Origin of the sequence: Pelosinus fermentans DSM 17108 (assembly GCF_000271485.2) — a bacterium.
Classification (GTDB): domain Bacteria; phylum Bacillota; class Negativicutes; order DSM-13327; family DSM-13327; genus Pelosinus; species Pelosinus fermentans.
Map to the genome: position 1 here is coordinate 3,705,644 of NZ_AKVN02000001.1, position 23,030 is coordinate 3,728,673.

Annotated in this window: 20 protein-coding genes and 4 riboswitches; of the genes, 2 read left to right on the forward strand and 18 right to left on the reverse strand. The window is 39.4% G+C overall.

The features are described from left to right. Positions 1 to 21 precede the first annotated feature (21 nt). The 12 genes from FR7_RS17220 to FR7_RS23945 all read right to left on the reverse strand — a co-directional run bounded on the left by FR7_RS17220 (position 22) and on the right by FR7_RS23945 (position 11,740). Entirely contained in the window at positions 22 to 1,263 is a 1,242-nt protein-coding gene (locus FR7_RS17220; RefSeq protein ID WP_007933709.1) for an ABC transporter ATP-binding protein, read from the reverse strand. Then, a complete protein-coding gene (locus FR7_RS17225; RefSeq protein ID WP_007933710.1) occupies positions 1,260 to 2,330 on the reverse strand; it encodes a FecCD family ABC transporter permease in 1,071 nt (356 codons plus the stop codon). Before FR7_RS17225 ends, FR7_RS17220 begins: the two co-directional genes overlap by 4 nt. Further along, a complete protein-coding gene (locus FR7_RS17230) occupies positions 2,327 to 3,277 on the reverse strand; it encodes an ABC transporter substrate-binding protein (RefSeq protein ID WP_007933711.1) in 951 nt (316 codons plus the stop codon). Before FR7_RS17230 ends, FR7_RS17225 begins: the two co-directional genes overlap by 4 nt. A 3-nt stretch (positions 3,278 to 3,280) precedes the next feature. Next, positions 3,281 to 4,246: a sugar phosphate isomerase/epimerase family protein gene (locus FR7_RS17235; protein WP_007933712.1), complete on the reverse strand. Its 966-nt coding sequence runs from the start codon at positions 4,244 to 4,246 to the stop codon at positions 3,281 to 3,283. A gap of 142 nt (positions 4,247 to 4,388) precedes the next feature. Beyond that, positions 4,389 to 6,311, reverse strand: coding sequence for a TonB-dependent receptor plug domain-containing protein (locus FR7_RS17240; RefSeq protein WP_007933714.1), 1,923 nt, complete (start codon positions 6,309 to 6,311; stop codon positions 4,389 to 4,391). A 31-nt stretch (positions 6,312 to 6,342) separates the two neighbouring features. Beyond that, a complete protein-coding gene (locus FR7_RS17245; protein WP_007933715.1) occupies positions 6,343 to 7,665 on the reverse strand; it encodes a nitrogenase component 1 in 1,323 nt (440 codons plus the stop codon). 189 nt (positions 7,666 to 7,854) lie between these two features. Further along, positions 7,855 to 8,037, reverse strand: a riboswitch (cobalamin riboswitch). A gap of 73 nt (positions 8,038 to 8,110) precedes the next feature. Next, a complete protein-coding gene (cobO, locus tag FR7_RS17250; protein ID WP_007933716.1) occupies positions 8,111 to 8,644 on the reverse strand; it encodes a cob(I)yrinic acid a,c-diamide adenosyltransferase in 534 nt (177 codons plus the stop codon). Positions 8,645 to 8,745: 101 nt separating this feature from the next. After that, positions 8,746 to 8,883 carry a hypothetical protein gene (locus FR7_RS23560; RefSeq protein WP_017531177.1) on the reverse strand — a complete coding sequence of 46 codons (138 nt, stop codon included), beginning with the start codon at positions 8,881 to 8,883 and terminating at the stop codon, positions 8,746 to 8,748. An 8-nt stretch (positions 8,884 to 8,891) separates the two neighbouring features. Continuing rightward, positions 8,892 to 9,029 carry a hypothetical protein gene (locus tag FR7_RS23565; protein ID WP_017531178.1) on the reverse strand — a complete coding sequence of 46 codons (138 nt, stop codon included), beginning with the start codon at positions 9,027 to 9,029 and terminating at the stop codon, positions 8,892 to 8,894. Positions 9,030 to 9,170: 141 nt separating this feature from the next. Then, a complete protein-coding gene (locus tag FR7_RS17255; RefSeq protein WP_017531179.1) occupies positions 9,171 to 10,007 on the reverse strand; it encodes a sirohydrochlorin cobaltochelatase in 837 nt (278 codons plus the stop codon). A gap of 188 nt (positions 10,008 to 10,195) precedes the next feature. Continuing rightward, positions 10,196 to 10,376, reverse strand: a riboswitch (cobalamin riboswitch). Positions 10,377 to 10,437: 61 nt separating this feature from the next. Continuing rightward, positions 10,438 to 11,418, reverse strand: coding sequence for an ABC transporter substrate-binding protein (locus tag FR7_RS17260; protein WP_007933718.1), 981 nt, complete (start codon positions 11,416 to 11,418; stop codon positions 10,438 to 10,440). A gap of 160 nt (positions 11,419 to 11,578) precedes the next feature. Next, the gene (locus FR7_RS23945; protein WP_007933719.1) at positions 11,579 to 11,740 is read right to left on the reverse strand and encodes a hypothetical protein; all 162 of its coding nucleotides are present in this window, start codon (positions 11,738 to 11,740) and stop codon (positions 11,579 to 11,581) included. Between the two features lie 199 nt (positions 11,741 to 11,939). Next, a riboswitch (cobalamin riboswitch) is annotated at positions 11,940 to 12,121 on the reverse strand. Positions 12,122 to 12,394: 273 nt separating this feature from the next. Continuing rightward, a riboswitch (cobalamin riboswitch) is annotated at positions 12,395 to 12,577 on the reverse strand. 160 nt (positions 12,578 to 12,737) lie between these two features. Here FR7_RS23945 and FR7_RS17265 point away from each other — a divergent pair. Then, entirely contained in the window at positions 12,738 to 14,471 is a 1,734-nt protein-coding gene (locus FR7_RS17265; RefSeq protein WP_007933720.1) for an ABC transporter ATP-binding protein/permease, read from the forward strand. A 106-nt stretch (positions 14,472 to 14,577) separates the two neighbouring features. Here FR7_RS17265 and FR7_RS17270 read toward each other — a convergent pair whose 3' ends face one another. Continuing rightward, complete coding sequence (locus FR7_RS17270) at positions 14,578 to 15,684, reverse strand: phosphotriesterase family protein (RefSeq protein ID WP_007933721.1); 1,107 nt, start codon at positions 15,682 to 15,684, stop codon at positions 14,578 to 14,580. Positions 15,685 to 16,070: 386 nt separating this feature from the next. Between FR7_RS17270 and FR7_RS17280 the strand changes: the two genes are divergently transcribed. Continuing rightward, on the forward strand, positions 16,071 to 17,261 hold the full coding sequence (locus FR7_RS17280; protein ID WP_007933729.1) for a pyridoxal phosphate-dependent aminotransferase: 1,191 nt from the start codon (positions 16,071 to 16,073) through the stop codon (positions 17,259 to 17,261). Positions 17,262 to 17,444: 183 nt separating this feature from the next. Here the strand turns inward: FR7_RS17280 and FR7_RS17285 are convergent, their stop codons facing one another. From FR7_RS17285 to FR7_RS17300, 5 genes are all read right to left on the reverse strand, one after another. Further along, positions 17,445 to 18,830, reverse strand: coding sequence for a hypothetical protein (locus FR7_RS17285; RefSeq protein ID WP_007951448.1), 1,386 nt, complete (start codon positions 18,828 to 18,830; stop codon positions 17,445 to 17,447). 330 nt (positions 18,831 to 19,160) lie between these two features. Then, a complete protein-coding gene (locus tag FR7_RS24270; RefSeq protein ID WP_237769549.1) occupies positions 19,161 to 19,334 on the reverse strand; it encodes a hypothetical protein in 174 nt (57 codons plus the stop codon). 57 nt (positions 19,335 to 19,391) lie between these two features. Continuing rightward, a complete protein-coding gene (locus FR7_RS17290; protein ID WP_007951447.1) occupies positions 19,392 to 20,420 on the reverse strand; it encodes a sugar ABC transporter substrate-binding protein in 1,029 nt (342 codons plus the stop codon). A 122-nt stretch (positions 20,421 to 20,542) separates the two neighbouring features. After that, complete coding sequence (locus tag FR7_RS17295) at positions 20,543 to 21,523, reverse strand: ABC transporter permease (RefSeq protein WP_007951444.1); 981 nt, start codon at positions 21,521 to 21,523, stop codon at positions 20,543 to 20,545. Next, positions 21,504 to 23,009: a sugar ABC transporter ATP-binding protein gene (locus tag FR7_RS17300; RefSeq protein WP_007951442.1), complete on the reverse strand. Its 1,506-nt coding sequence runs from the start codon at positions 23,007 to 23,009 to the stop codon at positions 21,504 to 21,506. Before FR7_RS17300 ends, FR7_RS17295 begins: the two co-directional genes overlap by 20 nt. Positions 23,010 to 23,030: the final 21 nt, after the last annotated feature.

Sequence of the window (23,030 nt, forward strand, 5' to 3'; positions counted from 1 at the left end):
ACTGTATTTTCCCGCTAATTTTCAATTTTTCTCCAGTGATGTAATAAACTGTGGAAATGTCATCACCGTAACTTGGGGCATTTCTACTAATTTTGCATATAATTCAATGGCTTGCCCCTCAAGGAAATCCCGTTTTTCAATTGGTGTATCCTCAATCACAATTAATTTTTTAGCCATAAAAGCAGCTTGTAAATTATCAATATTTTGTTCCCCATAGGTTAAATCTGACAATACCACCCAATCCGCCGCACTGATTTTTTTGCGATTTTCTTGTGCTGACAGTTCATCAATGCTTGAAAAAGGCTGCCCCAGCAGGCAAGGCAGATGAAAGGCTTCTGCTGCATTAGCATCCGCATCACCTGGCTGTATTACACCAAGGGTCAGACGATAGCCCCTTTCATAAAGCAAACGAATAATTTTTTCCCCTGATCCCCCACCGCAAATAATATGAACATTCGTATCTTTATTGGGATTATAATCAGCAGCAGCATAGGTGTGGATATCTAAATTACCAGTTATTTTATTCATAAATACAGCAGCATGCAAACCATAAGCAGCTTGTAAATTTTCTTTGGTAATCACCTTCTCTGGAGGGCCGTCCGCAATCATTGTGTTCTCTGCCAATAGCAGCAGCCGGGAGCAGAATTTAGCTGCTAATTTTAAATCATGCGCTACTATCAATACCGTTTTCCCTTGCTTTGAGATCAATTGACAATAACGAAATATTTCTTCCTGGTAGACCAAATCCAGACTAGCCGTTGGCTCATCTAAAAAAATAAGCGGCGTTTCTTGTGCCAGAACTTTGGCCAATAAAACACGCTGTTTCTCACCGCCTGACATCAAATGGACCGGTTTATCCGCTAATGCTTCTACTCCTGTAAACTCCATATATCGATGGGCTATTGCTTTATCCTCAGCCTGCTCATGCTGCCACCATTTTAGATATGGATAACGCCCAGTTAAAACCACTTCTAAGGCCGTAAAACCAAAACCTACATTTACTTCCTGCTGCATATAGGCAACATGACGAGCCAGTTCCTTATCAGACAAGGTTGTAATGGGGCGGCCTGCTAACTGTACCTCACCTGCAGCTAAAGGCACAAAACCACGCAGAGCAAGGAGCAAGGTACTTTTGCCTGCTCCATTGGGACCAATAATCCCCACAAATTCTCCAGCACTTATACTGCAGGTAATATTCTCCAAAATTGTCTTTCCACCAAGCACAATACTAGTATTACGGGCGGTTATGATTTCCTGTGTCATGAGATTCCTCCAGACTGCTGGGTTTTACGCAGCAGATATAAGAAGTAAGGGGCTCCCAGCAACGCTGTCATAATACCTACACGAATTTCATTAGGAGGAAAAATCATTCGTCCTAAGGTATCACAGAACACTAAGAACAAAGCACCTGCTAAAGCACTGCTTGGCAGCAGCCAGCGATGCTCCGGTCCCACTATAATTCGCATAATATGAGGTACAATTAAACCGACAAAGCCAATGGTACCGCTCACACATACGGCCATCGCCGTCGTAGCAGCAGCCACAAATAATAAAAGCAGGCGTAATGCAACTACAGGCACTCCTACGGATCGAGCTTCTTGCTCGCCTAGTACAAGAACATTCAAATGCCGTGCCAGCAAGCATAAAACAATCAGGCCGATAAGAATTGGACCGACTGCCAGATAAACATGTTCCCAGCGTCGATAGTCCAAGCCCCCTACCACCCAAAACAAATATTCTCGTACCCGATATTCATTCATTAAAGTCAAAATTCCGGATGTTAAAGCCCCCATTAACATACTGACGGCTACTCCTGACAACAATAAGGTCATCACAGGAATTTTTCCCCGTGACATGGATAAAAAAACCGTTGCGCTCACTGCTGCAAGGGCTCCCACTAACGCAAACATCGGCATAATAAATATACTAAAAGACGTAAGACCAAGAGCAATGGCTGAAACAGCTCCAAAAGATGCTCCACTGGAAACACCAATAATTCCCGGATCAGCCAGAGGGTTACCAAATACCCCCTGCATAACAGCTCCCGATACACCTAATGCGGCTCCCACTAACACCCCTACGAGTACCCGGGGCAAACGGATATTCCACACGACAGCCTGAAATTCAGCATTAACCGAGGGGAAATATCCGCTAATCACGGGTACATGCTGTCCAATAATTGCTAGTGTATCTTCCCATGGCACCGTTATGGTCCCCCAAGATATAGAAAACACGATCATACCAAGTAATACGATACTAAGTACCACCATAATCTTCCATGCCTTTTTAGCCCGATTCCCTTGTGTCTTCTTTAGTATTGTTTCTCTCATGGGTTATATTGAGGATAAGCTGCCTTAGCAACGTCCACTACTCCTTGTACAATATATTGTGATGAAGAGCTTAAATGACGATCGGGAACCATAAATAGCTGCTCTTCTTTGATTGCTCTCAGACTTTGAAATGCGGGATCATCTCGTACCCCCGCTTTAAAGTCCTCTACGTTGGTTTTACCATTATAATTCCAAGTTGGCATAATAAAAACATCGGGATTGGCAGCTATAATTTGTTCTTTAGACATCATTTCATTCTTACCAACGCCTACTTTACTTGCCCCATTCACGACACCTGCATATCGGCAGATATCATCAAATAAGCTGCCTTGTCCTCCGATTCCTCCCATTAAGGAGAAAAGGACTACCGTTTTCCGCTCCTCAGAACTGACTTTCTCCAATGATTTTTGGATCGTTCCTAATTGATTCTCCATTTGGGTTACCATTTGCTGTCCCATCTCTTCTTCTCCAACAACATGGGCAATTTCTCCAATCACATGTTTTACGTCCTCAATTGTGCTCGGTGTTCTATATACATAGACAGGAACTCCTGCGTCACGAATGGTTTGAATCAATTCTATAGGCTGCCAGTCAGCAATAAATAATACGTCTGGCTGTAATGCGATAATGGTCTCCGGATTGGCCTTCACCTTTTTTGATACCAATTTAGCCTGTTCACTTACATTGGATATTTCCGGGTCATCTGCCAAATAGGTTAAAGCTAAAATGCGCTCCAAAGGAACCAAGTCCACCAGTATCTCATCTGTCCCCAAAGACAAGGACACAATTCGGCTGGGTTTATGAGGAAGTTTTATTACATGACCTTGAAAATCCTGTACTTCATAGCCTCCTGTTTTAGGTGCATCCTGCTGTTGGTTAGAACTGCAGCCAACAACTAGCAGAAGGCAGCAACTTAAGAGTAAAGCAATAAACGATAATTTTTTCATCCATTAACGCTCCTTATATTGCAAGGCCTGCTGCTGAATCCTGATTTTTTCAGACCAATCATTGATCGATGTATACATAAACTCATGTACTACGTATGTAGGTTGCACACTATTTATAATCTTCTTCACGCAGGGAGAACTAAAGGGTAAATGCTCGTCGATGCGCAGCACATGACTCATGGCAGCTGCCAAAATATCCTCTTGGGGCATAGCTGTGCCTCTACTCTGTTTGATATAATTCCCAGACAAGGAATGATGCAAATGCACACCATGAATATAATGTTTATATTCTTCAAGGTTATCAACTATTTTCAGTACATAATCTACACCATCATCCTGATCCTTTAGTTCTGGATTCGTATTCATCAAATGACCGATATCCAGCATAATCCCTGCCTTGGGATGTTTTACACTATCAAGTAACAACGCTGTAAGTTCTTTATCCTTCAAAGTTAACCCTGGCCACCACAAATTTTCAAATAATAATTCCATATCCCCTGGTATGCTCTGGGCCAGCTCATTAATCACCTCAATCGTAGCTTCAATGATTTGTCGGTCAGAGAAGCTAAACTGCCAATGAAACAACTCTGGAATTCGTGTCTGGCTGACATGAAAGACGACATACTTGGCACCTGCCATTTTAGCAATACGAAGATTCTCACGATAGACATTTAGCCAGCCTTCACGGGTCAAAGCACCGTAACAAGCTTCAATTTGTGCATCACTGCCAAATTGTCTAAGCAGTTCCTCCCTGTCTCCTCGCCAGAAATCCAGCCAGTTCGGCCAAAAACGCAGATGCACCCCCTGTATCCACTGCTTCTTATGGACACGTGGATTCCAAGAATCACAAAACATCATTTCTAAACCATCTAAATGATGATGATTCAAAAAAGCTTCTAAGCATACAGGGTTATTATGAATGAGTTCCAGATCAGATGCATAATTGGATAAATTCACAAGTTGTAACATAGTATAAGTCCTTTACTAAAAGTATAATCATTTTACGAAGGAATTGCTTCTCTTTACTCCCTAACTACAATATAACTATTTTATGTGTAAATGTTTAAAGAGATTATACACTTTTTACACCTTTGCCCCTTGCCCCAAACTGCTAAAATATCGTTTTTAAACCAATCATATAATTTCGTCCGCCACAAGGCTTACCAGCAGCTGTATCATAGTACTTATCAAGTATATTATTTACCGTTAAAAAAGCAGTATTACTCTTATCTAATTTATAATTAAGATTTGCATCCCATAGCCAATAGCTTTTTTCAATAAATTCACTATTGGTTCGTCCCATAACAGCCGTGCCCCTTATATCGGCATTTATTTTCTTAGAGCTATAAGACATACCAATGTTCCATGTTTCATCTGCTATATTTTTATCTCTTACAAAATCACTATCATATTGGGTTTTGTTCCTAACATGTAAATAATTATAACCAATAGAGGTTTTTATTTTAGAGGTAAGTTGCTTAGTTAACTGTAGTTCAAAGCCATCAGCCTTCTGCTTATCAACATTAGAAGGCGTCCAATACTCTATTGCAGGATTTGTACTAACGTTTTTCCAGGCAATTGCATCATTTAGCCTACGAGTAAAAGCTGAAAAATTTCCTTCTAGTGTATTATCAAACTTGTGATTCACACCAATCTCAGCACTCCATCCAGTTTCCGGTTTTAAAGCAGGATTCCCATCATAATGGGTCTCTGGTGATCCTGGATAGTAAGAGTCTGCAGGATCAACTGATGACGGCCAGTATAAATCATCAAAGCGTGGTGTTTGAAAGACCTTGCCCCATGATGCATAATAAGTAGTACGATCACTTTGTTTATAATTTGCTCCTAACTGTGGCGTTGTTTTATTTCCGTATGTATCGCTATTATCATAACGAAGTCCTGGAAGAATACTAAATTTATTTGTTATATTCCATCGATCCTGTAAATAAATCGCTTTTACGGTACTATCTTTACTCTTATAATCACTACTTTCAATCTCATCTTTTCGCCAGTCAATTCCTGCTGTCAACATATTTTGCTCATCAATCTTAGAGTTCAATTGATAATTAAATCCCTTGGTTCTGACATCATGGTCATATCTCTCCCAAGTATTATCCCCTAATCCAACACGATGGTTGGCATTTTGATAAAATTTAATTTGATAATCAGTTTTAGTAGAAAGATTTTCTGTATAAGTGAAATCCCAATTGTGCTGGTTCGTATTTTCATATTTATTCTTTACTTTAGCTTCATTTTGATGATCAAAATTTTCATAAGTAAAACTTAGATTACCATTATTGATCTTCTGATCCAACCGCAGCGTATAAGCTTCTTGGTCACTACCTGTGTACCTATATAATTTATTATTTCCATCTGAATAATCACCCATTTGTCTTTTATCTGCAGTAAAAAACCAACTTAAATTACCTTCTTTGCCCTCATTAATTAATGTATAATTATCACCATTCCAATTCCCGCCTGCTATTTTTACCGTTGTTTGGTTCTTCTCTCCTTTTTTAGTAATAATATTGATTACACCACCAACAGCATCGGCACCATATAAGGCTGATCGGCCGCTTTTTACTATTTCAATACGTTCAATATTTTCGATGCCGATTAAACCTGTTAAATTAGAAGTAGCCATACCAAATCCGCCTATACCATTCGGTAGGTTCATACGTCTACCATCAATCATAACAACCACTTGTTCACTTCCATTAATAAACGCGGCACTAATACTCCCAGGAGTACCGTTAGATCCTATCTGTACTCCCGGGATATGCTGTAGAACTTCTCCTACATTATGATAATTCCCTTTTTCAATCTGCCCTTTTGTGATTACCGTTACATTAGCTGCGACTTCAGATAGTTTTGTAGGTACCCGATTAGCTGTTACCACCAGTTGATCAAAGGAATAACTTTCTGTTTCTTCACTCTCAGTCGCATACGCTCCTGATACTGGCAGCGAGATAAAACCACTTACTATACAGGCATATATCATAGCCTTTTTTTTAATTCCTATGTGTTTATCCACTACTTTCCTCCTACTTATTTTTGTTCTGTCGTTACGTTGCCACTACTTTTTTACATATTTCTATCTTTTTCTGTCCTTGTATATACTGGTTCCATAAGCTCGCAACCATATGACTGGTTCCTTGCAACCCCATAAATGGCCGATTTTTAAGGATCATTTCGTCGTATACAGGTGAAGAGATATGCTGATATGCCACATCTTTCACTGCTTTTTGATGCAGAATCGCTTTTTCTCTACTGCTTGCCATCAGCAATCCGCCTCGTAAGCCGGCCAAGTGTTGTTCTATTTTCTGCTGATCCTTATATGCATCCAACACAATACCAATATATTCAGGATAACTCTGCTTAAAGGGAACGCCATTTTGCAATACGGTTATGATTTTCTTTGCATTCATCCACTCCCCTCGTACTGCCTGAGATATAGAAAAGGCTACGGAGGCAGGGGCAGCAATGAAAATGCTGTCGAACCAGATATTCCCCCAAATCTCTTGCTGCTCTTTATTCATAATGTCATGTTTTTGTTCTAGACCATTCGCTTCTTGTTGAAGAGCTTTTAGTCCAGTACTTTCCCCCGACAGATAATAATCAATCGCTTTTAGCCAGCTCAAGGAACCTTGTATGCCATAAGGGGGCAATAAGGAGACATAGGGCATATCATACTGCTCTTCCAGCAGCTCTGCCAGCTCACGTCCTAGTTCATCATGAACTACAATATTCAGCTGCGCCTGAGTCATATTGGTAATTTCCTGCATCGTACTTCCTGCCCCCGGGCAAGCAATTACCTCATAACCAGCTAAGGTCAGCATACGCCGCAGCTCCTGCAGGTCATGGGCTGCATTATAATAACCAACACTGCATCCTAAAAGATTAACCGTCCTCGGCTTTATAGCAGTACGCAACTGCAGGGGCACCTCACGAAAATAGGCTTTGGCAGCTGCCTGATATCCGGCCCAAAATCCCTCTTCCAAATCATGACGATCCAGGCAAATCACAGGACAATTCAGATCTGCCTGCTTGGCAATCTGCAAAAGATTCTCATTCCGAGTACTGTCAGTACAGCTGTTCGCCAGCAGCACTACAGATGGCTGAGCCGTCTGTTTTATTGATTGTAAAATATGCAGCAAATACTGCTCTGTACCAGAAAATATAGCATCTTTATTCCTTTGGGAACAAAAGAAGCGCATTCTTGCTGTTGGACATTGTTTTTCGATATACTCATGAGCTGAAAAATAACACCACAAGGAACTGTTAAGCACCATTACAGCATCTGGAATACCTGCAAAAAAGGTTGATGCACCTGTCAATCCACAACTATTGCCCTCTTTGCACATATAGGTTGAAAGACTCGTAACCATACACAGTACCTCCCTTTTTTTGCAGTTCTCCAACAATACCCATAAAAAAATCTCTTAACCCAAAAAGGCCAAGAGATTTTACAATAGCATAAAGCAAATAGTAATCCCGACGTATATATACGTCGGGGAAAAATAAGCACAATAAAAAAACTATCGTACAAATCCCCTCCCCATCTCTCGCAGGTTCTAACGGTGATTGCTATATAGGCAGTTCTCCTGACTTAGAATCATTGCTTCCCCATACCTTCCCAAGACCGTTGTCTCAGTGGCATAATCATGGGTTCACTCCTCATTACAGTGGCGGGACCGTGCCGGAATGAAACCGGACTTCCCTATTAAGCCCCAAAGGGCACCTATACCATCCATATGAATTTTTATACGTTATAAGATTCACTTTATAATATCTTTAAAGAATTGTCAAGCAATTCACTGGTAACAAATTCTTTTAAAATTCTATCCCTTTTTGAGCCTTTATGCCCTTTTTATAAGGATGTTTAATCTCTTTCATTTCTGTTACTAAATCCGCTTTATCAATAATCTCAGGGCGGACATCCCGCCCTGTCAGCACAAGATGCAAAGCAGAGGGCTTGTCCTCCAATAATTTTAATACTGCTTCTAGAGATATAACGTCAAACTTAATCGCATAGTTAATTTCATCTAAAATAATCATATCCCACTGGTTTGATACAATTTCTTTTCGAGCCATCGCCAAAGCTTCTTCAGCTGCATGACGATGATCAGCCATAGCATCTTCATTCGCATTGCGAACAAAACCTTCCCCCATCTGACGCATTACAAAATTAGGTCCCAAAGCCTCTGCCGTTTTTAATTCCCCATACTTCCAGCTGCCTTTAATAAACTGTATGATCAGCACTTTGAACCCCTGTCCCCAAGCCCTTAGTCCAAGACCTAAAGCTGCTGTTGTTTTCCCTTTGCCATTTCCTGTATTAACAAGAATTAAGCCATGTCTGTTTTCCATATAAATCCCCCCTCTTTTCTTACTATATCATGTTATTAGCAGTCAATATATACCTTTTTCACTTCAACTGTCGTGAGTTCCGATTAATGCGTTTGTTATTCTTATTTCCATAATGTTAAGTAATAATTTTTGCCACGCACTAAAGCATCCTTCCAGGTCTGGTTGAGTGCAATAAAAACGATTCCCCGCACTTGGACATGCTCTTTCTCTAAATCAACGGCTAAAGTGTCAATCCCCACATGTGACTTTACTCTTCCTCCCCAATAAAACGCAAAGGGAGGAAGCAGGTACCTGCTGAATTGTGCGCCACAGCATTCCACACGCCAGACATACTGCAGCTGTAGCTTCTTTTCATTGTAATGACATTCTTTTTACTGATTGCCATAAGTAAACACCAACTCCTCTAAATCACCTGCACATCCTTTCTTTATTCTTATCAAATACAGATAAAATTTATAGAATAGCTAGATATTTACAAGAAACATCTAGCTATTACTGTTATTTATCTATGCAATTATCTTATTTATTAATGCTTGCACATACCATGTCCGGCTTTTTGACTCATAGCGTCCTTAAGATGCTGCACATACAGATCTTGAATCTTCGTATTTTCTCCTAAGCCATGGAGATAGACATCCACTGTGAAACCTGCCTTTACTAGCTGAGATTTCGCAGAATCTTCCTCATCGCCAGCCATGTCATTATTGACATGATCACCGGCAACCAGCATAAATGGCATCAATGTTACTTTCTTGATATTCCGTTTTTTTAACTTTGCAATCACACTTTCCAGCGGAGGGAACCCTTCTACGGTATATACAAATACATGATTCAGCCCGGCTTCTTCCATCTTCATTTGTAATGCAGCATAAGCTGTATTAGCAGGATGTACGCCTCCATGTCCCATAAACACAATGGCTTCTTGACTTTCCACATTAGGCAATTGTGCCGTCAAAGCCTCAATTGCTTCAACATAATCATCTGGTCTGTCTTCCTGTCCGGTATAATACAGCAAAGGACGGCCGATTACAAGCTTGTCAAATGCTTTTTGGTGCCCATGAATGTACTGTATGACGATTTTTTTGATCTTGTCGAATTCTTCGCCGCCAACCACATGTAAGGGCTGAACATATACTTCTTTGTATCCTTCATCCTCCAGCCTTTGGATTGCTTCTGTTTCTGTATCAATGTGAATACCGTCTCTGGCTGCTAACCTTTTGATAACGATTCGGGATGTAAAGGCTCTGCGTACTTCATATTCGGGAAAATTCGCTTTGATCTTATTCTCCACGCTTTCAATATTGAGTCGTAACCCTTCCTGATAGGTTGTACCAAAACTCACAACTACAATAGCCTTTTTCATCATTAGCCACTCCTTATTTCTTCTTCTCTGCTAGTGAATACATATAAAAAATCTCCTAACCAATTGGTTAAGAGATTGAAGCTTATCATTAAGTAATCTGACTCATTCTATAAAAATTCCAGCCTATGTGCCAGAAAAAATACAACTAACATCTGTACTTAATCCCCTCCCCATCACTCGCAGGTCAATTGGTGATTGTTATATAGGCAGTTCTCCTGACTTAGAATCATCGCTTCCTCAAACCTTCCCAAGATTTTATCTCAGTGGTAAAACTAGGGGAAGCTCCTCATTACAGTGGCGGGACCGCGTCGGCATGTAACCGAACTTCCCTATTAAGCCCTAACGGGCACCTATACCATCCATATGTACTTTTTATCATACCGCTTGTATCGTATAACAAGCGGTATGATTTGTCAATGCAAGAGATTCATTACTGAAATAGCTGTGGATAAAAAGCTTTGGCTAACCATTGAACCGTTTTACCGCTTCTAATTCCTCCATTCATATCATTGAAAGAAAAAATAACAAATCGTCGCTTCTTGATTGCTTCTACCTCCGATAATGCCGGATTCTTTACAAGCATTTGTATTGTCTCTTGGGCTGATGATGCAGCATGTTCATTAATCACAATCACCTCTGGATTGCGTCTTATGATCTCCTGCCAGTCTGTTTTTCCCCAGCTTTTTTCTAAATTTCCAAAAACATTATCACCGCCCGCCAAACGTATTAAATCACTTTCCAGCGATCTTCCTGCAATTAAAACTTGATTCCCTGCCGCTGCATCAATTACCATAAATTTGACCCGTTTATCGATAATATCAGTTTTTTCTTTAACTAGCTGAATCTCATTTTTTATATTTTTAATGAGATCCTGTGCTTTTGCTTCAACATGAAAAATTTTTCCGATATTGTTAATATCATTATACACTTCCTGAACCGTTGCATGCTCCTTAAGTCCCCCTTGGGTGATATAGGACTTAATATTTTGCTTTTCCAGAACATCCACAGTACCAATCCACTTATCCTCAAAGGCATCATTATAGCCATAAATAAAATCCGGTTTTACTGCTAATAAGGTATCCTTTGAAGGATACCTATCCGATAGGACTTGAATTTTGTTATATTGTTCCTTGTATTCAGCCTGAATTTCACCGTCCATATGGGCTGCTCCTACTATTTTGTCCGAAAGACCCAGAGCCAGCATAATCTCAGTGGCATGCTGGTTCAAAGTAACTACTCGCTGAGGAACAGTTACAAATTCAATCACACGTTTATGATTGTTTATCATAACCCTCCCTTGTTGTTCTTTAGAACCATCATTCGTAACTTGTTTATTTATGCAGCCGATTAATAAAAATGATACCAGCACTAGCATCGCCAAAAACAGATACTGTTTTTTTGTTATACTCATCATTTCCTCCTAAAACAAATTTAATTTGGTATTCATAACTCCACTTTTAAATATAAAGGCTTACTGTCCTTAAATGAAAATCCTCCAGCAACAAGAGCCGGAGGATTCACCAAACATTTCCTCACAATCTTTAGCCCAGGCTAGTACTATATGCTTACTTTTAAGACAAAACAGCCATGTCCCAGAACCATTGTGTCTTTGTAATATCCTTCGTTCGTATTTCCTTTTTAGTCTTTTGATTGTCTTGTTTAATTGCAAAACCTTTCTTATATTGCTGCTGTATCCCCATAAGTTCTCTTGCCATTTCACTTGTTAATTCCATTTTATATACCTCCAAAGGATTTATGATTTTTTCATTTTTTCAATGTAAAAATGGATCTCTCTTATAATCATCTTTAGCCATAAAGAGATGATTATAAGAGAAATCCATTATGCTTAACTATTTTAAGTAAAAGACAACCCAAAATAGCCTATAAAGTAGACGCCTCAAATAATCCCCTTCCTATTTCCTCGTAGGTCAAACGGTGATTGTCAAATAGGCAGTTCTCCTGGCTCTGGATCATCGCGCACTCAAACCTTCCCAGGAAATTCATCCCAGTGGCATATCTTGAGGTTGCTCACCAATACAGTGGCGGGACCGCGCCGGCTTTTAACCGGACTTCCCTATTAAGCCCTTGCGGGCACCTATCTCTTTCTATTCTTTTTTTAGTAGAAACCACTGGAGTAAAATTTAATTTGACTCTAAAAGAAGCAAATCCCTATATTACACCACCTTTTAAGAATCGTAATTTCTTCAGTTCGACTTTTGACAAAATAAAAAATAGATTTCTCAACTAGTCAAACCTAACTCTTCCCTGGAAGAATTGACTATTTGAGAAACCTATTTTTTTCACTGGTTTCAGTTGAATGACAACCTGAAACGAACCTATCAAATAGATGCCTCGAATAATCTCCTCCCTGTTTCCTCGCAGGTCAAACGGCGATTGTCAAATAGGCAGTTCTCCTGGCTCTGGATCATCGCTCCTTCAAACCTTCCCAGGATTTCCATCCCAGTGGCATAAACTTGAAGTCACTCACCAATACAGTGGCGGGACCGCGCCGGCATTCAACCGAACTTCCCTATTAAGCCCTTGCGGGCACCTATCTCTTCTTATTAGATTGTACCTTTTGTAACTTACCTGTTTAAAATACCATACTCAAGTCCTACTGTCAACTTATAATGAAAGAACGCCTCATCATATTCTACTAACTGCCTTCATATATTTATCATGTCTATATATAATAAACTACGATGGAATTATCTGGCAAGGAGGACAATCGTGCAACAAGGAAAACCCAGTCTGCATACTACTTCCTGGCAGTTAATCACCTCTTATTGGTTTTCAAGAAAAGCGCTGCTGGCCTGGGGATTGCTCCTTATAACTATAACACTAAACATAGGTATTGTTCTGATTAATTTATATTTAAATCACTGGCAGGGAAACTTCTATCATCAACTCCAGTATTACAATTATGCCGGTTTTATTAGTGCTTTACTTGATTTTAGCCTTATAGGCAGTGTTTATATTATTATTTCCGGGTTTCAGGTTTTTTTTCAGATGATGCTGCAAATGCACTGGCGGCAATGGATGACTCATCATTATCTGCAGCGCTGGCTTCATGACAAAACTTATTATTATATGAATCATTTACTCCATAATGCAGATAATCCTGATCAGCGTATTAGTGAAGATGTTCATTTACTTGCCACTAACACACTCAGCCTTTTTTTAGGATTATTAAAACAAATTGCTACCCTCATTACCTTCATTACCGTTCTGTGGCAGTTATCGGGAAATCTTAGCCTTACCGTTAACCAAACTCCCATAACCATCTATGGCTATCTAGTCTGGGCGGCATTAGGATATTCCATCATAGGCACCTGCCTGATCACCCGGATAGGCCGCCCCTTGGTAAGGCTAAATGTCTTGCAACAGGGCTATGAAGCTGATTTTCGCTACGCTCTTGTCCGTTTCCGGGAAAATGACGAAAGTATCGCATTATATAATGGAGAAACAGCCGAAAAAAATAAATTCATGCGTATTTTTCACAATATTTATGCCAACTATGGAAAAATTACAATCACCAGTAAAAATATAACTTGGCTTACTGTAATTTATTCTCAAGTATCCATTATTTTTGCTTTTCTCATGGCCTCCCCCCGTTATTTCAACAATGAAATACAACTGGGTCAACTCTTTGAAATATCAGGAGCCTATTGGTATGTCCACTCAGCTCTTTCTTACATCATTGATAGTTTTAGCAAAATTGCGGAATGGCAATCCATCCTGATTCGCCTTACGCAATTTACTCAAAATATGCGCAAAGCCCAACTATTACTAAAAGCAACACAAGATCTTACGATACATCCTCCTGTAAACGATTCCTTTATCGCAAAAGACCTTTCTATACAATGTCCCCGCAAAGAGTTCTTATTAAAAAACTTGTCTCTGCGGGTAACTGCCAAAGATAATATCCTCATTACAGGTCCATCTGGCTGTGGAAAAAGCACGCTGCTAAAGACCTTAACCGGTATTTGGCCTTTCTCCCAAGGAACGCTTGCACATCCACCTAAGGAAAAATTAATTCTAGTGCCGCAGAAATCTTATATTCCCATCCACACATTGTACAATGTACTCCTCTATCCTAACCTTCACACCCCCATCACCAGACTCGCTATGCAGGAAACGTTAAAACTGTGCCAGCTATCCTTCCTAACAGAACAATTAGATCAAGAAAATAATTGGGGGGAAATTTTATCCTTAGGTGAACAACAAAAATTAGCAATTGCCAGGGCCATACTGCATCAGCCGGACTGGCTGCTGCTTGACGAAGCAACATCTTCCCTTGATACAGAAACGGAGCTATATATGTATGCTCTCTTAAAAAGAATGCTGCCTAAAACCGTACTTATCAGTGTCGGACATCAAGACGCTTTAAAGAAATTTCATACATTAAAACTGGAACTAGACGGACTGGGAAGCTGGCAATTATCAAAGCTGCCAGCAACATGATTATCTTGTATTTTCTCTTTCTTGATAATTTTATTCATTACAGCAGGAATAAAAAATAAGACCAGCTAACCAAATTAGCTGGTCCTAGCTTTTATAAGTTATACCCTTAAAAGGCTAAAATACGAGCCGGATTTTCTATCATTATCTTTTTGATATCATTGTCAGACACACCGCATTTTTTCAATGATGGTACAACAAAATCTGCGAGACGCGTATAACCTTCACCCCCACCCCGACGTGTAGCCAGTTTAGTAAATACATCATTCCCGATAACGATTTGTCCTGCATAGCCCTCTCGGATCAACGACACTAACCCCGATAAAATATACCAGTCAGGATAATGAGCAATCCCCAAAGGCTCATCATCGGCCTCAAAACCAAAAGGAGTGAAAGAAAGTATAAAGCCCATATCAAGCAACTCTCTGTGCAGGCTGATATCAAAAGGTACATGCCCAGGATTATTCACAAGTTGTTCAATAGAAAGAACGCCCATCAGCAGCTGGACATGACACAAGATTGTCCTTTCAGGAATACACCCACCTCGAGATAGGGGCTGCAGTACATTCTGCCTCACCTCGTCCTTTGTGAGATCAGGTCCTAGGTGAACCTGCAGCGACAAGCCTGTTTCGCCGGAGACGAAGGCTGCCGCGCGCAAATAGTCTTCTAATTGTTTAGTGTACACCTCATAAGCCGCCTTGATATGGCCGGGAAAAATACCAGTTTTGCCAACGCCTTGATCAATTTCGCGGCGCAAGAATGAGCAAAACTGTTTAAATGACATATCACGGTAATAAGCTGGCCATGTGTATTCTGCATATAAACCTGTAGAAGCCACAATATGAACACCTGTACGTTCGGCTATCTGCCGAATGGCAAGAAGGTCATTGGGCGAACTGCGAATGCCAGGTGCGCTAACTTCAACAATTGAATTACCACCACGATCTTTAAATTCGCCTACTTCGGCAGTCATCATCTGTTTGTCATCTAACCTCATATTGTCCAAAGATAAAACTATGTTATGACGCAGGGCTGAACGATTCTCCAGCACTAGCTTATCTTCCAGCTTCAGGTTGCGATGACTCGGGATAAAGCAGGATTTGCGAATTCGGCTGCGAAACATGGAGCAGTCCGAAAGGACATGTTCATGCATAGAGGTGAAACCAAGCTGTTCTGGTGCGATCGGACCGCAAACCGTCATAATCTTTTGCGACATACTATCATCCTTTCCTTTGCATTAGCGTGTCTTCAAGAACGCTTGATAGAGTCGCGCCGAGAATTAAAAATTATTTTAACTGAAATGTTGTATGTTCTGGCAGACACGACTATCCGTAATATCATATGCCCATGCAAATGCCAGAGGAACATTTTTTTACGATAATCCCTTGATCCTGATACTGACTTATATTCCACTGTTGCTTTTTCTCTTGATTTCTTGCCACAACTTTCACCTTTTAATCTATTTTTATCACCTCTTATTTCCTGAAACAACATCCCTGTCCCCTTGTTTTTTTTACTTAAAAGGATTTTAAGCAATGCATCCAGAAAGAATAAAAGAACCACCCTAAAATATTCTATTTACAACATTCAGGAGGAATTAACATGATTTCACAAAATATTTACAATAAGATTAATAAATCTTCGTGGATACGTGCTATGTTTGAGGAAGGAGCAAAACTTCGAAAAATTCATGGTGCAGAAAATGTATACGATTTTAGTTTGGGTAATCCTGACTATGAACCACCAGTAGAAGTAAAAAATGCCATTAAGAAATATACATCAGACGACAGTGCTGGTCTTCATCGTTATATGAGCAACGCTGGACACCCAGAAGTCCGGGAGAAAATCGCAAAAAAAACTTCTGAGGAAAGCGGATTGCCTGTAACACAAAATCATATCATCATGACCTGTGGAGCTGCTGGTGGACTGAATGTTGTCTTAAAAAGCATCTTAAATCCCGAAGATGAAGTAATCGTTTTTTCTCCGTATTTTGTTGAATATCTATTTTATATTGAAAACTGTAATGGGAAACCTGTAGTTGTCCCGGCAGATACCAAGACCTTTGAACCTTCTCTAGATCTTCTCGCCAGAAGTATCACATCTAAATGTAAAGCAATCATCATCAATTCACCCAATAATCCGACAGGCGTAGTATACAGCGAAGAAACATTAAAAAAGATTGCTGCTCTATTAGTAACTAAAGAAACAGAGTTCAACTCCAAAATACTTGTAATATCTGATGAACCTTACAGCAAAATAGTCTATGATCAAGTGGAAGTACCCAGCATTCTGAAGATATTCAAGCATTCTGCCATTGTAAACTCCTACAGTAAATCTTTAGCCATCCCAGGCGAACGCGTTGGCTATATTGCAGTAAATCCAAGTATTGCTGATGTGGATTTATTAATCAACGGCATGATTTTTTGCAATCGAACACTAGGTTTCGTAAATGCCCCATCCCTTTTCCAAAAAGTAATCGCCGATTCGTTAGACACGGTTGTAAATACTGATGAATATAAAAGAAGACGTGATTTCTTATACAATAATCTGATTGAGTTAGGATATTCCTGCGTAAAACCCCAGGGAGCATTTTATCTTTTTCCTCAATCCCTTATTCCCGACGACATCGAATTTGCAAAACGCGCACTGAAATACAATCTCCTCATTGTACCTGGCAGCGGATTTGGTTGCCCTGGATACTTTAGATTGGCTTATTGCGTTGATTTCAATAGTATTAAGAATTCTATTCCTGCTTTTAAAGCACTGGCAGAAGAATTTAAAGGGCAAAAATAACGATACCAAAAAGAGACAGTCATTTCATGATGATACCGATAAATCGGCAAGCATCATGAAATGACTGTTTTTTGATCCTTAAAACAAAAGGACAGGGATCTGTTATTGAATCAACTGCGCCGCTGATTCTTCTTTACACACATTTTCCGCTCCTTCCAACCAAGGATATTGCTCTAACTAAACTTATACATCCCCTTGTCCCAATGGATCATAGGTTCTGAAATCATATGGATACCCTTCATACAAATCCACATGTTTTAATTGGCGTTTATCTTTATTAAGGATTTCCAGATAATTTATCTGTTTTGTTGTCGGCGTAAATGTAGGTGTGATGGTGACCTCTTTTTCAATACCATCTTTGTTACGTAAAGTAAACACAACTGGATTTCCAGCATACTCTGTTTCCATCAAGGTTTGATAAAAATACATCGCATCAGTTGCTTTCCCATTTATTGCAACAAGCTGATCGCCTGCAGATATATCACGCAATTCTTTAAAATCATCCCCATCAACAGATGTAATAAAGTAAGGAGCTGTACTCCAATTATCCCGTCTTTCTTGCTCCGTTGAATTTTTTTTAGGAATCATATCCCATTTTAATCCGTAAGAATACATTCCATATAAATCGGTATATATATTTCTTAAATAATACGCCCACATATTTAGTTCATATTGACCCTGACTATGTAATTTATCCGAAGGTTTCATCAATTCATAATTTATAGAACTGAGTCTTGTGAAACTTACACCAGTAAACTTATCCGTTACTTTACTATAATGGTATATCTTTTTAAACAAATTCAAACTTACACGCGTACCATCTTTTTCTTCTTTTAATTCAGACCATATATACGGAAACATATAGGTCTCATAGATATAATCTGTATCTTCAAACGATCCCGTTGTCCAATCATTTGAAAACTTTGCTTGATAATAATCGCTATTGTTGAATTTTCCTAAAGGGTAATAATTTGCTTGATAAATTAAAGCTGGTGCAATATCTGCCGGCTTTTTATTCGGTATAAAAATTCTAAATTCTGTCGCCTTATCGATACTTTTTACATATGCCTTGGCATCATCTATTGTATGTACAGAAGCAATAAATTTTAATGACTGTAATGCAGTACGCTTAATATCTTTGTTATCGCTTTTTCCATTGCTCAAATGCATACGAACAGATATAGTTTGCACCTTTTGCAACTGTTCTTCCAATTCGTTTGACACCTTGTACCATTTTTGCTGCAACTTCGGAGGTAATGGATCTTTTCTCGCATCCTCCATGATTGATAATGGATAACTGATTCCATCCAAAATTAAATCTACATTCATATTTTCACTATTTGCTCGGCTGGTAGCTATGCGCAGAGCACTATATTGCTCCCCATCTGCTTTAAAAATCCGATTGAATTCAACTGCAGGATCTTCGCTAACTTTCCCCGCATAAAGAATAACAGTCCCATCATTTTGCACATACTCAAAGACCTCAGGTAAATATTCCTTGGCAAACCCAATTTGTAAAATTGAGCATAAAGTTAAACATAAGACCAAACGCACACATTTTTTTAGCATAACACACCCCTTTCCATATTTTATTATATTTCTCTATAAAAAATAAAAAACCTACCCTATAAATACATTTTTTGCTAAGTTTTGATGAAAAAGGCATAACTAGCAGATACACAATATTAGTTATGCTTCTTCTAGCATATCGAAGATCGAGTAGCCAAACATACCCACATACAATATAGCTAGCAATTTTCTTTATAAGATTGTAAATATCCTATAAACCTTTCTCGAACTTCATCATCCTCAAATATGACTGTTTATTGATCTCTTATAATAATGTGATAGATACCACTTTCGCTCCTTTGAAGCGCTTTTATGGACATTTTTACCACTTCATTGACATTCTATCACTTTTTTAAAACTCACAGGAACCGTCCCCTTGAGTTTGTTTTTCAGTTTGAATTGCTTTCTCCACTGCATTGTTCTCCCTGTCCCCTTGTTTTCACCAGCAACACGAGAAAGAGGATACACACCGATTAAGGTAGTATCCTCTTTTATCGATTTCATCACAATCTATCTATAATCACCAAAGATTTGCCCTTATAAACCACACCTTTACCCTAACTACTTGGTTTCACTCGTAAATTGTTTTTGTTTATCTTTGCCATACTCCACGATTTGATTGGCTTCTACCCACTTAACCGCCACTGGATAGTTATCTTGTATTTTCTCTTTCTTGATAATTTTGTCCATTACGTCAATAATGGTTTTACCGATGGCGTAGGAATCTTGGTCTACTATACCTGTAATTAATCCTTCTTTAATTCCATTTTCCCAAGTAGGGGTATAATCAAAGCCAAAGTGATATATTTTCCCAGCCTTGCCTTGTGATTTAATAGCTTCCATAACCCCGGTATCAGGCCCCTCGGAACCTAGAGAAAATACTGCAATTAAATCTGGATTAGAGGTTATCTGCCCTTCTAACTGTCTTTTAGATTCAGAAGCTTGATCATTATCCTGGATGGGTTCTAACCAGGAAAAACTTTGCGCATCCGCCCCCATTACACTCTCAAACCCTTTTCTTATTCCGTCTTGCCGATATGTCATAGTTGTTTGCGTAAGATTTACTGCTGCCAAAGCAATCTTACCCTTTTTAATTCCTTTTCCTTTTAAATATTCTGCAGCTTTTTTCCCCAACTCTTCACCAGCCAACTTGTTATCGGTTCCCACATAAGCCGCTCGGTTGTCCTTTGTTTTGACATCTGCATCAAAAGTAACGATGGATACTCCTGCATCCCTTGCTTCTTTCACCTTCCGATCAAACATATCCGGGTCCATGGGCGCAATCGCAATTCCTACAGCGTTACTCGTTATAGCTTCCTGGAGAAATCCAATATGTTTTTCATTTTTTTGTGATTCACTAGGAGGTGAAGTCTTAAATACCAAATGATAGCCAAGTTCCTTAGCCCGCTCTTCAGCCGCTTTTTTCATCGGTGACCAGTATGCTCCTGTATCTACAATCGGGATGAAGTATAACGTCTTTTTATCTGAGCCGGACACATTACTAGTAGCTTTAGAATCGGAGCCCGAGCAGCCGGTCAATACTCCCATCATGATTCCAATGAGCAGTAATGCCAGTATCTTCTTTTTCATTTACATCTCCCCCAACATATTACTTATTGATACTCCTGCCGCTAGCAGCTATCATGCTGCTTTAAAAGGATCTGCCAAATTACACCTCCTAATAATGTTTGATTGTGTTTTATGTATTACCTTTATCTATTGCGGCGATAGTAATCTACAACTACGGCAATAACGATAATACCACCCGTAACAGCCTGTTGTATAAAAGAATTTAAACCCAAAATAGCCAGTCCATTACGAAATATTTCTAAAGTAAAAATACCAACAACTGCTCCGGGGATATTCCCGACACCACCACTGAAAGCTGCACCTCCAATGATTGCAGCAGCCATAGCAAATAAGCCGACGCCAGCGGCTTCGCTTGGCGCTCCGACATTTAGATTGGACATTAAAAGTACACCCGCCAGTGCCGCTAAAGCTCCTTCCAGCATATATACTTTTACGATGTGTTTTTGAATATTAATTCCTGATAATCTGGCAGCTTCCTGATTAGAACCTACCGCATAACAATAGCGGCCAAAACGAGTATGGTTCATCACATAGGTCAAAGCGATTACCACTGCTGCAAAAACAAGGGTATTTGTGAAAATAAAATTTACACCCACTTTCGTATTGGATAACAAATAAAACCAATCGGGAACACCTTTCACATAGATACCATTGGTTATAAACAGAATAATACCCCGAATCATATAGTCAGTACCTAACGTCAAGATAAAGGAATCTAACTTAAATCTTACAATAAAGAAACCATTGACAAATCCCCAAAACATTCCTATCACAATTGCTGCTAAAATGACCACAGGAGGTGAAAAACCTTTTACAGCCAGAAAAACAGCAGCTGTTCCTGCAAAAGCTGCGATACTTCCTGCTGACAGATCGACTCTTCCGGTTATTAACAACATTGTTATCCCAACAGTAGCGATTCCAACCGTTGGAACTTGCCGAAAGAAATTGCCAATATTGGCCTGGCTTAGGAACAACGGACTAATCAATGAAAAAGCAATTATTAACACAACCAAGACGATATACACGGAATACTTCAGAAATAAATCCTTACTATCTATTTTCCTAAATATAGATGAACCGTCATTAAGCTTTGGGTTCAACATGATGCCCCCCTACGGTAGCAAACGCCATAATCTTCCCTTGCGTTGCATCCTGTTTCAATATTTCTCCCGTTAATTTTCCCTCACACATGACATAAATTCGGTCTGCCATGCCCAAAAGTTCGGGAAGTTCAGAAGATATCATAATTACAGTCTTGTTTTCTTTCACTAATTGATTCATAATTTGATATATTTCAGCCTTAGCCCCCACATCAATTCCTTTCGTGGGCTCATCGAAAATAAATACTTCTGAGGCAGTATTCAGCCATTTTGCCAAAACGACCTTTTGCTGATTTCCGCCTGATAAATTACCGACCGCAGTATCTACGGATGCCGTTTTAATTCGCAGACTTACTCTGAATTTTTCAGCAATTGCCTTAAGCTTGCTATGCTTTAAAATAGCATCTTGCATATTGGGCATATTGATGTTTTCCGCTACCGACATAATCAATGATAATCCTTGGCCTTTTCTATCTTCGGTAAGCAAACAAATCCCTTGATTTATCGCATCTTTAGGCGTATTTATCGTGACTTTTTGTCCCCTGACTTTAATAGTTCCTTGGGATATGGGATCTGCGCCAAACAGCATTCTTACGATTTCCGTTCTGCCTGATCCTACCAGACCTGCAAAGCCAACAATTTCACCTCTCTTAGCATAAAACGAGACACTTTTGACCCTGCCTGCATAGTCCGATAATTCCTGTATTTCCAAGATAATTTCCCCGATATGACCATATTCTTTAGGAAATAACTCTGTAATATCTCGACCAACCATCATCGTAATTAAGGCATTCTGGGACACACTTTTCACATCAACCGTCCCTATATACTGACCATCCCGCAATACGGTGGCATGGTCACAGATCTCGAAGACTTCTTTTAATCGATGTGATATATAGATGATGGCGACCCCATCTTGTTTCAATGTAGTAATGATGTTAAACAATGCGGCTACATCATCATTACCTAATGAAGTCGTTGGTTCATCAAATATAACGATTTTTGCATCCAAGCTAATCGCTCTACCAATCTCTAACAGCTGTTTTTGCGCTGTAGGGAGCGTTCCTACTATATCAGTAGGCTTTACTTTAGAACCAAGTTTTTTTAGAATGGCTTGCGTATTCCTATACAATTCCTGATAATCAATAATTCCTAACAGTTTATTTTTATAGGGCATTCTTCCCATGAAAATGTTTTCCGCCACATTTAAGGCTTCTGCAAGATTCAGTTCTTGATGAACAAAACCGACTCCCAATGCTTGTGCTCTTTCTGGTGTCATAAGGGTACAATCAACATCATTAATGAATATCTCCCCTTTATCCTGAGGATAAATTCCGCCTAGAATCTTCATAAGTGTTGACTTTCCTGCACCATTTTCACCTAAGAGTCCATGTACCTCTCCCGCGTTAACTTCAAGATTTACACCCCTTAGAGCATATACACCCGGAAAACGTTTTTCAATTCCTGCCATTCTCAGTCTCTTTTGCATCAAACGTTATCCCCCTTATAT